Here is a 13,352-nt window from a genome sequence, read left to right as displayed (position 1 = left end):
AATCTCGTGCACGCAGACCCGGTGGTGGGAACGGAACTACGCGGGCTACGCCGCCGTCGACCCGAGATCGCCGGCACGGTCCTGGCCGGCACCGACGGGCTACTCATCTCCAGCGACCTGCCCAGCACCGACGCCACCCATCTCGCCGCCCTCGCCGCGGCCAGCTTCGGGCTCGGCCACCGGGTGGCCGACACGGTCCGATGTGGCGAGTTCCGGGAGTCGGTGGTCCGCACGACCAGCGGGTGCGTGGTGACCTACCCGGCCGGGCGCACCGCCCTGCTGACCCTGGTCACCGTGTCGCCCGCGGCGGATCTGGAGGCGCTGCACGAGGAGGCCCGAGCGGTGGCCCGTCGAGCGGGCACCGTCGTCGACCGGCGCGGCGGAGGCGTCGGCGGCACCGCCGTGCCGGAGGCACACGGGCCGCTGGCAGTGCGTACCCCGATGGCGACCCTGCCGGCGCAGTTGCGCCGCTCGTCGCGGCCCACCTGGCGTCGCCCGCCGATCTGAGCGCCGGCGGCGGACCGGCCGTCCGGTCCGCCGCCGACAGGCGTCAACGACTGTCCGAGCCGCCGGTCTCCACCACCGCCCGGCCGGCCTCCAACCGGGCCACCGGCACCCGGAACGGTGAGCAGGACACGTAGTCCAGGCCGACCTCGTGGAAGAAGTGCACCGAGTCCGGGTCGCCGCCGTGCTCACCGCAGACGCCGAGCTTCAGGCCGGGCCGGGCGACCCGGCCCTCCTCGGCGGCGATGCGCACCAGCCGACCGACACCGTCGCGGTCGATCGACTCGAACGGCGAGATGCCGAAGATGCCCAGCTCCAGGTACCGCCAGAAGAACGCACCCTCGACGTCGTCGCGGGAGAAGCCCCAGCCCATCTGGGTGAGGTCGTTGGTGCCGAAGGAGAAGAACTCGGCGGCCTCGGCGATCTGCCCGGCGGTCAGCGCCGCCCGGGGCACCTCGATCATGGTGCCGATCAGCACCTCGACGCCGCTGTCCCCCACCACCTCCGCGATGATCTTTTCGGCCTCGGCGCGTACCGTCTCCAACTCCTGCACGGCCCCGACCAGCGGCACCATGATCTCCGGGCAGGCGGTGCCGCCCGCGCGGGTGACCGCGACGGCGGCCTCGGCGATGGCCCGGACCTGCATCGCGAACAGGCCGGGGATGACCAGGCCCAGGCGGACGCCCCGCAGCCCGAGCATCGGGTTCTCCTCGTGCATCCGCCGGACGGCGGCGAGCAGCGCCTCCTCCTTGGCCACGTCCTCGCCACGCTCCTGGGCGACCGCGACGTTGACGGCGAGCTGCTCCAGCGGCGGCAGGAACTCGTGCAACGGCGGGTCGATCAGCCGGACGGTGACCGGCAGCCCGTCCATCTCGCGGAAGATCTCCTCGAAGTCCGCCCGCTGCAACGGCAGCAGCGCCGCCAGCGCCTCGTCCCGCTCACCCTCGGCACGGGCCAGGATCAGCCGCTCGACCAGCTCCCGACGGTCGCCGAGGAACATGTGCTCGGTGCGGCACAGGCCGATGCCCTCGGCGCCGAAGCGCCGGGCCCGGGCGGCGTCCGCGCCGGTGTCGGCGTTCGTCCGGACCGCGAGCCGCCGCCTGCCGTCGGCGTGCGTCATGATCCGGTGTACGGCCCGGACCAGGGCGTCGTCGACGTGCTCGGCGTCGAGGCTGCCCTCGAAGTACTGCACCACCTCCGACGGCATGACCGGGACCTCGCCCAGGTAGACCTTGCCCGTGGTGCCGTCGATGGACACCACGTCGCCCTCGTTGACGGTCTGCCCGGCCACGACGAACTTCTTCGCCGGGACGTTCACCTCGATCTCGTCGGCGCCGGAGACACAGGTCTTGCCCATGCCCCGGGCCACCACCGCGGCGTGGCTGGTCTTGCCGCCCCGCGAGGTGAGGATGCCCTTCGCGGCGATCATGCCGTTCAGGTCGTCCGGGTTGGTCTCCCGGCGGACCAGGATCACCGACTCCCCCTCGGCGGCCAGCTCGACGGCGCGGGCGGAGGTGAAGACGACAGTGCCGGACGCCGCACCGGGTGAGGCCCCGATGCCCTTGGCGACCGCCTCGAACTCGTGGTCGAGCTGGAAGCGGGGGAACATCAGCTGGGCGAGCTGCGCGCCGTTGACCCGGTGCAACGCCTCGTCCAGGTCGATCAGGCCCTCGTCGACGAGCTGCCCGGCGATGACGAACGCGGCGGCGGCGGTGCGCTTACCGACCCGCGTCTGCAACATCCACAGCTTGCCGCGTTCGATGGTGAACTCGATGTCGCAGAGGTCCTTGTAGTGCTCCTCCAGCCGAGCCATGTACCCGAGCAGCTCGTCGTAGGACTTCTTGTCCAGCCGTTCCAGCTCGTTCAGCGGCACGGTGTTGCGGATGCCCGCCACGACGTCCTCGCCCTGGGCGTTGGCCAGGTAGTCGCCGTAGATGCCCTGCGCGCCACTGGCCGGGTCCCGGGTGAAAGCCACACCGGTGCCGGAGTCCGGGCCGAGGTTGCCGAAGACCATCGTCACCACGTTGACAGCGGTGCCGAGATCGGCCGGGATCCGCTCCTGGCGGCGGTAGAGCACGGCGCGCTCGGCGTTCCACGACTCGAACACCGCCCGGATGGCCAGGTCGAGCTGTTCGCGCGGCTGCTGCGGGAACTCCCGACCGGTGTGCTTCAAAAAGATCTTCTTGTACGCGTCGACCAGCCTCCGCAGGTCGTCGGCGTCCAGGTCCAGGTCGTCGTGGGTGCCCTTGGCGTTCTTGGCCTCGTCCAGCGCGTGCTCGAACTCCTCGCCCGGCACCTCGCACACGGTCTTGCCGAACATCTGGATGAGGCGGCGGTAGGAGTCCCAGGCGAACCTGTCGTTCTGTCCGGCCTGGGCGGAGAGACCGACCACGCTCTGGTCGTTGAGACCGACGTTGAGGACGGTCTCCATCATGCCGGGCATCGAGAACTTGGCGCCGGAGCGCACCGACACCAGCAGGGGGTCCTGCGGGTCGCCGAGGCGCTTGCCCATCGCGCGTTCCAGCGACTCCAGGTGGGCCTCGATCTGCCCGGCGAGCCCGTCCGGCTCCCGTCCCGTCGCCAGGTACGCCTGGCAGGCCTCGGTGGTGATGGTGAAGCCCGGCGGGACGGGCAGGCCGAGGTTGGTCATCTCAGCGAGGTTGGCGCCCTTGCCCCCGAGCAGGTCCTTGAGGTCCTTGTTGCCCTCGGAGAAGTCGTAGACGTACTTGTGATCGACGGTCTCTTGCGCTGCCACCAGAGCCTCCACAACACACGCGCCGGATTGACACTTAACGAAGGTTCAGTTTTCTGTACCCCGAGGCGGACCACCGGCAATCCCCGGGGTCGACGCGATCGGTGGGCGAAGGTTAAGCGAACATCGCGCGACCTGGGACCGTTCGGTGACAATTGGCACAGCCATCACGACTATCCGTGTTCGTACCGTTTTCTGGGAACGCTTCCATGCGCACCAACACGCACCCCGGCCGAGCGTCGTACGCTGGATGACACGCCAGCCGGTGAACCTCACTTTTGCCATAACCGACGCGAATACACCCCGGAGTCGCCACCGTGTCGACCACCCCCGCCCCCGGCCCCGCCGCCACCCCCGCCCCGCTGTCGGCGGAGGAGCCGGGCGCGGCAACGCTGGCCCGCACGGCCGAGCAGGCCGCCCGCAACTTGCTCGCCCCGGCGGCCCCGCACCGACTGGCCGATGTCGTTCCCGCCCCCCAGCAGGTCCAGCCGGACCCGGCCGGAGACTGGACACTGAGCGCGAAAGCGGTCATCGTGGCCAGCTCCGACCCGGCGGCGCTGGCGGTCGCCGAGCAGCTCGCCGGGCTGCTGCGCCCGGCCACCGGCTACCCGCTGCCGGTCACCGACGCCACCGCGCCGGCACCCGTCGACGGCATCGCGCTGGTGCTCGACGAGACCGCCGCCGACCTGGGCGCGGAGGGCTACCGGCTCGACGTCACCACCGATGGGGTACGCGTCACCGCCGTCACCGCCAACGGCCTCTTCCACGGCGTCCAGACGCTGCGTCAACTGTTGCCGGCCACGATCGAGAGCCCGACCCCGGTCACCGAACGGTGGGCGCTGCCCGGCGGCACCATCACCGACGTACCCCGTTACCCATACCGGGGAGCGATGCTCGACGTCGCCCGACACTTCTTCACCGTCGAGGACGTCCTGCGGGTGGTCGACCACCTGGCCCGCTACAAGCTCAATCACCTGCACCTGCACCTCACCGACGACCAGGGCTGGCGGATCGCCGTCGACTCCTGGCCGAAGCTGACCACCGTCGGCGGGGCGACCGAGGTCGGTGGCGGCCCCGGCGGGTTCTACACCAAGGCCGACTACACGCGGATCGTCTCCTACGCGGCCGCCCGGCACATCACCGTCGTTCCGGAGATCGACCTCCCCGGGCACACCAATTCGGCGCTCGTCGCGTACCCCGAACTGGCACCGGACAAGGTCGCGCCGCAGCCGTACACCGGCACCGAGGTGGGTTTCAGCTACGTCGACCCGGCCGACGACCGGACGTACGACTTCATCGCCGACGTCCTGGGCGAACTGGCCGCGCTCACACCCGGGCCGTGGCTGCACATCGGCGGCGACGAGGCGTTCAAGGTGAAGGGCGAGGTCTACACCGGTTTCGTCGAGCGGGTCCAACGCATCGTCGCCGGCCTGGGCAAGACCGTCGTCGGCTGGCACCAACTCGCACCGGCCGCCCACGTCGACGGGCGGGTCCTGCAGTGGTGGGGCACGAACGGCGAAGACCCCACCACGGTCGAGGCCGTACGCCGGGGCGCCCGAATGATCGTCTCCCCCGGCAACCACGCCTACCTGGACATGAAGTACGCCCCGAACACTCCGATCGGGCACGACTGGGCCGGTCTGATCGACGTGCGACGGGCGTACGACTGGGATCCGGGCACGCACGTCGCCGGGGTGCCCTCCACGGCCGTCATCGGTGTGGAGGCCCCGCTCTGGACCGAGTCGGTCACCTCGTTGGCGGACATCGAGTTCCTGCTCCTGCCCCGGCTCCCCGCCATCGCCGAGCTGGGCTGGTCAAGCCGGGAGACCCATGACTGGGCCGGCTTCCGCGACCGCCTGGCCGGCCACGGCCCACGCTGGGACGCCGCCGGGATCGCCTTCCACCGCGCGCCCGAGATCCCCTGGCCGAGCGGGCCCACCATCCCCACCCAGCGCGACTCGGCCGTTGCCACCACCACCCGAGAGGGCGTCGACCTGACGTAGGCCCCACCTCGGTGATCGACTCCGGATCGCCGAGGTGTTGGCATCTTCCAACCCGAACACCCCCATATCGCCGACCTGGCGCGGGCCATGATCTCGGGCCGACCGGCCCGCCCGCGCCGACCCCACGCGAATGTCCGGTAACGACCGCAACGTCCCGTGATCGGGCCCACCCGGATCGCGGAATCGTGGCCCCGGCGGGGTCGTTATACCTGGCACGCCACCGGGACTGTCGAGTCGTCGGCGCGGGGCAGCCGCCGGGAACACCGGCCGGGCCACCCCGGTTACATCCCCCGCACAGCCGAGCAGCACGGGCCGAGGAGCCCGGCGGAATGATCCGCCGCCCCGGACCGTTGTGGTCTGTCCCGACGCCGACCCCACCGGGTCGCCGGGCACTGAACTTCCCCCGCATGGCCGTCCCCCGTGCGTCGTGCGGTATCCCCCGATGAAGCAGAGGAGCACGCCATCATGCGTACCGATCTGATTCGTAAGACCGCCCTGACCGCCGCCGGTCTCGCGTTCACCGGTGGCGCCATCGCCGGACCCGTCACCACCGCCTTCGCCGCCCCGAACACCAGCAAGCCGACGTCGCAGGCGCAGACCGACCGCAAGGGTCACGGTGAGCGTCAGCTGGGCGTGCGCTACGAGGCCCAGCCGAACTTCTACTACTGCGGCCCCGCCGCCGCCCGTAACGCCCTGAGCGTGCAGGGCAAGGACATCAGCGTCGACGCCATGGCCAAGGAGATGGGCACCACCGAGGCCGGCACCAACTCCATCAACGACATCACCCCGGTGCTGAACAAGGAGACCGGCAAGAACGACGCCTACCACTCCGTCGAGATCAGCACCCCGAAGGCCGACGACAAGCAGACCGACAAGCTGCGCGCCGACATCGTCCGCACCGTCGACGACGGCCGGGCCGTGGTCGCCAACATCGCCGGCACCACCACTGACACCGACGGTGGTATCCACTCCTTCGAGGGTGGGCACTACATCAGCGTGGTCGGCTACCGCGACAACGGCACCACCGTCACCATCGCCGACTCCGCCGACCCGAACACCGCCTCCTACGAGGTCACCGTCGAGCACCTCGCCGACTGGATCGCCACCCGCGGCTACGCCACCAGCTAAGCCGTAGACACACCGAAGGGCCGGACCCCACCACGGGGCCCGGCCCTTCAGCATGTCCAGATCCAGTCTCATTGCTGCGCCCCGCGCCCCGCGCCCCGCGCCCCGCGCCCCGCGCCCCGCGCCCCGCGCCCCGTGTCAACGCCGGCTGAACTTTGACCCCTCTGTTCCGGCCGAATTTTGACCCCCTCGCTGGTTGTTGATGTTCAGTCGTTGGTCTTGGTGGCTGCGGGAACGCGGCCGAGGTCGCGGTCTTTAAGCCGGTAGCTGTCGCCCTTCATCGAGATGACCTCGGCGTGGTGGACGAGGCGGTCGATCATGGCTGCGGCGACGACGTCGTCGCCGAACACTTCGCCCCAGCGGCCGAAGGGCTTGTTGCTGGTGACGATCAGCGAGGCTCGTTCGTAGCGGTTGGAGACGAGCTGGAAGAACAGGTTCGCCGCTTCGGCTTCGAAGGGGATGTAGCCGACCTCGTCGACGATCAGCAGCGGGATCCGGCCGAGCTTCACGAGCTCGTCTTGCAGTCGGCCGGCGTGGTGGGCGTCGGCGAGGCGGGACACCCATTGGGCGGCGGTGGCGAACGCGACCCGGTGTCCGGCCTGGCAGGCCCGGATCCCCAGGCCGATGGACAGGTGGGTCTTGCCGGTGCCGGGCGGGCCCAGGAAGACGACGTTCTCCTTCGACGCCACGAAGTCGAGGGTGCCCAGGTGGGCGATCGTCTCCCGCTTCAGAGAGCGTTGGTGCTCGAAGTCGAACTCCTCCAGGCTCTTGCGGGCGGGGAACCTGGCTGCCCGGATACGTCCCTCGCCGCCGTGTGCTTCGCGGGCGGCGACTTCGCGTTGCAGGCAGGCGGCGAGGAACTCCTCGTGCGTCCATGACTCGGCCCGGGCCCGCTCCGCCAGGCGTTCGACGGAGGCAGCGAGGGACGGCGCCTTGAGGGCGCGGGTGAGGAACGCGATCTCCGAGGCGACGTTGCGGCTGGTCTTGGCGGCCATCACGCAGCCACCTCGACGTCCAGGCCGAACATGCGGTCGTAGTCGCTCAACGGCCGGCGTTCGACCTGGGCGTCGACCGCGGTCGTCGGCTTGTGTTGGGCAGCGACGCGCAGGTCGGCGGCGGCTTGCCGGTGGGCAGGGTCGGTGATGCTCTGATGGCTTGCCCAGCAGCGGTCATGTCGGGCCACGGGCCGGCCGTCGGAGACCACCGTCACGTGGTCGCAGTCGGCGGTGACCTCAACCCGCCTGCCGACCACGGATGGGTGCACCGAGTAGTCGTTGCCGTCCAAGCGGACGTAGTGATCGCGGGGCAGCCGGGTGGCCTGGCGCCAGCCGACCACCGGCGCGACCGGTGGCAGTGACAGCATCGCGGCCCGGTCGGCGTCCCACCGGTCCAGCGGGCGGCAGCCCAGCATCCGGTGTTGGCGGTTGTTCGCCCGCACCAGCCAGTCGGTGAGCTGGGTGTTGAAGTCGCCGGGCGAGGCGAAACGGCGTCCGGGCAGGAACGAGGTTTCCAGATAGCCATTGGCCCGCTCGACCAGGCCCTTGGCCTCCGGGTCCGCCGGTCGGCACTGAATCACCTTGATGCCGAGGGTGCCGCGGAAGGCGTTCATCGCCTCGGTCAGCTGCGGCCTGCCAGCCCGCCACTGCCCGACGGCGGACTCGTTGTCCCACACCAACGCCTTGGGCACCCGTCCCCAGCCGGAGATCAGCGTCCAGTGCCCGACCAGCAAGTCCGGTGACTGCCGGGTCGGGATCATCACCGCTGACAGCCACCGCGAATACCCGGACACCATCACCAGCACCGGCGGCCGGCCGACCTGCCCGAAGCCCAACGGCACGTCCGCCGGCGGGAACCACAGATCACACTGCGCCAACTCGCCCGGCAGATACTCCGTCCGCTGGGCCGGGTCCGGGCGGCGGAACAACGGCCGCAACTGCTGCACCCGATCGGCGAACACCGTCTTGCCGCGGGCCCACCCAACCCGCTCCATGATCACCGTCGTCGGCATGTCCGGGAACTCCGCCAACAACGCCCGGATCTGCGGCTCGACCGCGTCCACGATCGAGCCCTTCGCCGCCCGCTGATAGCGAGGCGGCTCATGACTGGCCAAGGCCTTACGCACCGTGTTCCGCGAGACCCCCAGCCGGCGACAGATGGCCTTGATCGCCATCCGCTCCGCCCGGTGCAACCGACGGATCTCCGCCCAGTCCTCCACGCTCAGCACCTCCCGATGCTTCCGGAAGGGGTCAAAATTCAGCCGGAACCACGGGGTCAGTTTTCAGGCGGAGCCGACACCCCGCGCCCCGCGCCCCGCGCCCCGCGCCCCGCGCCCCGCGCCCCGCGCCCCGCGCCCCGCGCCCCGCGCCCCGCGCCCCGCGCCCCGCGCCAAGATCCTCACAACATCGGGGATGTTGCTGCCTCAGACACGCGGGACACAGCAACATCCCCGATTTCGCGCGAATCTTGCGACGCGCACCGGGCGCGGCCCGTCGGTTGTGTCACGGGTCCTTTGGAGCTGATGTCGTAGACGAATCAGCGTCGCAACGGCACCCGCAGCGCCGCACGACGCCAGAGCGCCGCACGACGCCAGAGCCCCGCACGACACGAGAGCCCCGCACGACGCCAGCCCCGCACGACACCAGAGCCCCACACGAGACCAGCCCCGCACGACACCAGCCCCGCACGACACCAGAGCCCCGCACGACGCCAGCCCCGCACGACGCCAGCCCCGCACGACGCCAGCCCCGCACGACACCAGAGCCCCGCACGACACCAGAGCCCCGCACGACACCAGCCCCGCACGACACCAGCCCCGCACGACACCAGCCCCGCACGACACCAGAGCCCCGCACGACACCAGCCCCGCCAGGTGGCAGCCCCGCACGGTGGCAGCGGCGGGTTGCGCATTCCGAGCTGACGTCTTGACTCGTTTACGACATCAGCTCGACAGCCTGCCGCACCCGCACGTCCGACCCCTGCGCCCGGCGGAACGGGGTCGGCATCCGGGCAGAGACAAACCCGCCGACGGCATCCCGTCGCGGACCACGGGCTCAGCCGCCGGAGTCGTCCATCTCGGCGCCCTCGGGGACCGTGTCGTCGTCCCGGCTGGCCAGCCAACCGTCCGGCAGGGCGACCTTGCCCGGCGAGTTGGTGCGCCCACGCGGTTGGCCCAGCGTGGCCACCGGGAACGGCTCCGTCGGATCGAGCTTGCCGAGCAGGTCGTCGAGCTGGGCCAGGCTCTCGATCATCGCCAGTGAGCGGCGCAGTTCGCCGCCGACCGGGAAACCCTTGAGGTACCAGGCGACGTGCTTGCGGAAGTCGGTGCAGCCGTCGCGTTCACCTCGGGCCGGGTTGCGGGCACCGGCGACGAACTGGTCCACCAGCAGCTCGGCGTGCCGGCGCATGGTCGCCGCCACCTCGCCGAGGCTGGGCAGTCGCCGTTCCGACCGGCCGTTGAAGGCGGCCTCCAGGTCGGCGAAGAGCCACGGCCGGCCCAGGCACCCACGGCCGACGACCACGCCGTCCACGCCGGTGTGCGCGACCATCCGCAGCGCGTCGTCGGCCTCCCAGATGTCGCCGTTGCCGAGCACCGGCACGTCGAGGGCCTGCTTCAGGGTGGCGATCGCGTCCCAGTCGGCGGTGCCCGAGTAACGCTGCGACGCGGTCCGCCCGTGCAGGGCCACCGCGGCCACGCCGGCCTCCTGGGCGGCCAGCCCTGCTTCGACGTACGTCAGATGGTCGTCGTCGATGCCCTTGCGCATCTTGACGGTGACCGGCACCCCGGAGGGTGACGCGGCGTCGACGGCAGCCTTCACCAGGCGGGCGAAGAGCCGGCGCCGCCACGGCAGGGCCGCGCCGCCACCACGCCGGGTGACCTTGGGGACCGGGCAGCCGAAGTTGAGGTCGATGTGATCGGCCAGGTCGCGCTCGACGACGATCCGCACGGCGGCCGCTGTGATCTCCGGATCGGTGCCGTAGAGCTGGAGGCTGCGCGGTTTCTCGTCGTCACCGAAAGCGATCATGCGCAGCGTCTTCGGGTTGCGCTCGACCAGCGCCCGAGTGGTGATCATCTCGCAGACGTAGATGCCGCCGCCCTGCTCCCGGCACAGCCGGCGGAACCCGACGTTGGTGATCCCGGCCATCGGGGCGAGCACCACGGGCGGCCACACCTGGTACGGCCCGAGAGTCAACGGCCGCAGCACGGGCGTGGTCGAGGCAGTCACCGCACAAGTGTACGGGGCCCCGACCGGCGCTCATCGCGTCGGCCGAGGCCCCGTGTGCGGCGTCTCAGCAGCCCGGAAGGCGCTCGATCAGGTAGCGCTCGACCTGGTCCAGGGAGACCCGCTCCTGAGCCATGGTGTCCCGGTTGCGCACCGTCACAGCGTTGTCGTCCAGGGTGTCGAAGTCGACCGTCACGCAGAACGGGGTGCCGATCTCGTCCTGCCGGCGGTAGCGGCGGCCGATCGCCTGCGAGTCGTCGAACTCCACCACCCAGCGCTTGCGCAGCAGCGTCGCGAGGTCCTTGGCCTTCGGCGACAGCGCCTCGTTGCGGGACAGCGGCAGCACCGCCACCTTGACCGGGGCGAGCCGCGGGTCGAACCGCATCACGGTGCGCTTGTCCACGCCGCCCTTGGTGTTCGGGGCCTCGTCCTCGTCGTACGCCTCCAACAGGAACGCCAGCACGGCGCGGGTCAGACCCGCGGCCGGTTCGATGACGTACGGCATCCAGCGCTCACTCTTGGTCTGGTCGAAGTACGACAGGTCGACGCCCGAGTGCTTGCTGTGCGTGGAGAGGTCGAAGTCGGTGCGGTTGGCCACACCCTCCAGCTCGGCGAACTCGCTGCCGCCGAACTGGAAGCGGTACTCGATGTCCACCGTCCGCTTCGAGTAGTGCGAGAGCTTCTCCTTGGGGTGCTCGTAGAGGCGCAGGTTGTCCGCCGACAGACCGAGGTCGAGGTACCAGTTCCAGCGCTCCTGGAGCCAGTACTCGTGCCACTGCTCGTCGGTGCCCGGCTCGACGAAGAACTCCATCTCCATCTGCTCGAACTCACGGGTCCGGAAGATGAAGTTGCCCGGGGTGATCTCGTTGCGGAACGACTTACCGGTCTGCGCGATGCCGAACGGCGGCTTCTTGCGGGCGACCGTCTCGACGTTCTTGTAGTTGACGAAGATGCCCTGCGCGGTCTCCGGGCGCAGGTAGTGCAGACCCTCGTCGCTCTCCACCGGGCCCAGGTAGGTCTTCATCAGGCCGTTGAACATCTTCGGCTCGGTGAAGGTGCCCTTGTTGCCGCAGTTGGGACAGTTCAGCTCGGCGAGGGAGGTCAGCGGCTTGCCGTGCTTCTCGGCGTACGCCTCCTCCAGGTGGTCCGCCCGGAAGCGCTTGTGGCAGAACTGGCACTCGGTGAGCGGGTCGACGAACTCGGCGATGTGGCCGGACGCCTCCCACACCTTGCGGGCCAGGATGACGGCGGAGTCGAGGCCGACCACGTCGTCGCGCTGCTGGACCATGGTCTTCCACCACTGGCGGCGGACGTTCTCCTTGAGCTCCACGCCGAGCGGACCGTAGTCCCACGCCGATCGGGTGCCCCCGTAGATCTCGCTGGAGGGGAAGACGAAGCCTCGGCGCTTGGCGAGGCTGACGACGGCGTCGATACGGTCGGCTGGCATGTTTCCTCCTACGCCGGCTGGCGGTCGGCGGGGGCGAGATGTGGATGGATCGGTCAGTTCGGGACCACGGTACGAGAACCGCAGCCCTGAGCCCAGCAGAATACCGGGGGCGGGTCAGCTGACCCCGCAGACCTCCACGCCCCCGGTCTGCCCGTCCTGGCCGAGGCTGACCTGCTGCTGCTCCCGGTCGCCACCGGCGAGCGTCACGTCGACCGGCACGGTCAGGCTGGTGGTGTCCACCTCACCCACCCGGAACGCCGCGACCTGTGGCTCGGCGGCGGCACGCCGCTCGAACTCGGGCCGCGACTCACGCCGTTGCGCGTCGTCGCAGAGCTGGTCGTACGCCCGCCCGTAGTCCCGCTCGACAAGCGCCTGGTAGTAGTCGCCGGTCACGGTGCGGGCCTGCTCGCGGATCGCCTGCACACCGCTGACGGCCAGGCCGACGACGGCGCTGCCGCCTCCGCCACAGCAGAGCACCACGGCGAGCGCGCCGACGCCGAGGCCGAGCCAGAGCCGGGTGCGGCGGCCCTCGGTGGGCGGCGCGGCGAACGGCGGAGCCACCCCTGGTCCGGGCGGCGGGGCGGGTGCGGTCATAGGAGCAGCGTAGTGTCCGCGGGCTCAGCGGTAAGGACCCGCAGCCCGATCACTCTCGGCGACGACCACCGCCCCGCCGGGCGCAGCGATGGCCAGTGCCTCGTACGCGGAGGGCTCGTCGACCGACTCGGCGAGCAGCGGCACGGCGCTGACCTTGACGTCGAAGGCGCCCAGCGCCCGCCGGTACGTCCCGACCGACTCCCATTCGGTGACCAGCGACCAGTACCGGGGGTCGTCGAGGGCCCGGACCAGTTGACCGCGCAGGTAGCCGGGGCGGGCGGCCAGGGCGGTGAGGGCGGCGTGCGCCCGTTCGGTGAAGTCGTCGGCGACATCGACGTCGACCACGAACCGGTTGGTCACCAGCAACGGGGGTCCCTCCTCGTAGAGTCTGTGGGATGCAGCGTACGCAGCGCCCTCTGCTCGCCCGGTTGGCCGGGGCGAACCCGACGTCGGTGTTCCTGCTCACCCTGGTGGTGGTGCTGGTGGCGTTCTTCACGCCCGGGGTGGTCGGCGGGCTGCTGACGTTGGCGCTCGCCGCGGGTCTGATCGCCCTGTTGGCGACGACCTGGGCGGTTCAGGCACCGCAGACCCGCCTGATTCGGCTGCTGATGCTGACCCTGCTCGTGACGGTGGGCCTCGCGAAGCTGCTCTGACATGCAATCATGCGTTTTTGACAATCATTATCGTTGCCACGGACAGTTGACGAC

The 13,352-nt window shown here is 70.5% G+C and carries 11 protein-coding genes; 4 read left to right on the top strand and 7 right to left on the bottom strand.

What is annotated here, in order from left to right; all coding sequences use genetic code 11:
- The first annotated feature begins 6 nt into the window (after positions 1-6).
- Positions 7-507 (top strand): roadblock/LC7 domain-containing protein, encoded by a 501-nt coding sequence (locus tag O7617_RS19380; RefSeq protein WP_282257178.1) that lies wholly within the window; start codon positions 7-9, stop codon positions 505-507.
- Between the two features lie 43 nt (positions 508-550).
- On the opposite strand, the gene ppdK is transcribed toward O7617_RS19380, so the two are convergent.
- The gene (gene ppdK, locus O7617_RS19375) at positions 551-3,259 is read right to left on the bottom strand and encodes a pyruvate, phosphate dikinase (RefSeq protein WP_282257177.1); all 2,709 of its coding nucleotides are present in this window, start codon (positions 3,257-3,259) and stop codon (positions 551-553) included.
- 314 nt (positions 3,260-3,573) lie between these two features.
- Here ppdK and O7617_RS19370 point away from each other — a divergent pair, with 314 nt between their 5' ends.
- Together O7617_RS19370 and O7617_RS19365 are read left to right on the top strand one after the other, a co-directional pair.
- Positions 3,574-5,259, top strand: coding sequence for a beta-N-acetylhexosaminidase (locus O7617_RS19370; protein ID WP_282257176.1), 1,686 nt, complete (start codon positions 3,574-3,576; stop codon positions 5,257-5,259).
- A gap of 465 nt (positions 5,260-5,724) precedes the next feature.
- Positions 5,725-6,387, top strand: coding sequence for a C39 family peptidase (locus O7617_RS19365; RefSeq protein WP_282257174.1), 663 nt, complete (start codon positions 5,725-5,727; stop codon positions 6,385-6,387).
- Positions 6,388-6,590: 203 nt separating this feature from the next.
- On the opposite strand, the gene istB is transcribed toward O7617_RS19365, so the two are convergent.
- The 6 genes from istB to O7617_RS19335 form a co-directional block, all read right to left on the bottom strand.
- Positions 6,591-7,379, bottom strand: a complete 789-nt coding sequence (gene istB / locus O7617_RS19360) for an IS21-like element helper ATPase IstB (RefSeq protein WP_013730719.1) — start codon at positions 7,377-7,379, stop codon at positions 6,591-6,593.
- On the bottom strand, positions 7,379-8,608 hold the full coding sequence (gene istA, locus O7617_RS19355; RefSeq protein WP_282257169.1) for an IS21 family transposase: 1,230 nt from the start codon (positions 8,606-8,608) through the stop codon (positions 7,379-7,381). Before istA ends, istB begins: the two co-directional genes overlap by 1 nt.
- Before the next feature lie 826 nt (positions 8,609-9,434).
- Positions 9,435-10,607, bottom strand: a complete 1,173-nt coding sequence (gene dusB, locus O7617_RS19350) for a tRNA dihydrouridine synthase DusB (protein WP_282257168.1) — start codon at positions 10,605-10,607, stop codon at positions 9,435-9,437.
- Positions 10,608-10,671: 64 nt separating this feature from the next.
- Positions 10,672-12,051, bottom strand: a complete 1,380-nt coding sequence (locus O7617_RS19345) for a glycine--tRNA ligase (protein ID WP_282257167.1) — start codon at positions 12,049-12,051, stop codon at positions 10,672-10,674.
- A 114-nt stretch (positions 12,052-12,165) separates the two neighbouring features.
- A complete protein-coding gene (locus tag O7617_RS19340) occupies positions 12,166-12,645 on the bottom strand; it encodes a hypothetical protein (RefSeq protein WP_282257165.1) in 480 nt (159 codons plus the stop codon).
- Between the two features lie 24 nt (positions 12,646-12,669).
- On the bottom strand, positions 12,670-13,011 hold the full coding sequence (locus O7617_RS19335) for an antibiotic biosynthesis monooxygenase (protein ID WP_282257163.1): 342 nt from the start codon (positions 13,009-13,011) through the stop codon (positions 12,670-12,672).
- Positions 13,012-13,040: 29 nt separating this feature from the next.
- On the opposite strand from O7617_RS19335, the gene O7617_RS19330 reads away from it, so the two are divergent.
- The gene (locus O7617_RS19330) at positions 13,041-13,298 is read left to right on the top strand and encodes a hypothetical protein (RefSeq protein ID WP_282257162.1); all 258 of its coding nucleotides are present in this window, start codon (positions 13,041-13,043) and stop codon (positions 13,296-13,298) included.
- Positions 13,299-13,352: the final 54 nt, after the last annotated feature.

The organism is Micromonospora sp. WMMD1155 (assembly GCF_029581275.1).
Classification (GTDB): Bacteria; Actinomycetota; Actinomycetes; order Mycobacteriales; family Micromonosporaceae; genus Micromonospora.
Note: the sequence above shows the minus strand (reverse complement) of the source record. Positions and strands in the feature narration are given on the sequence as shown.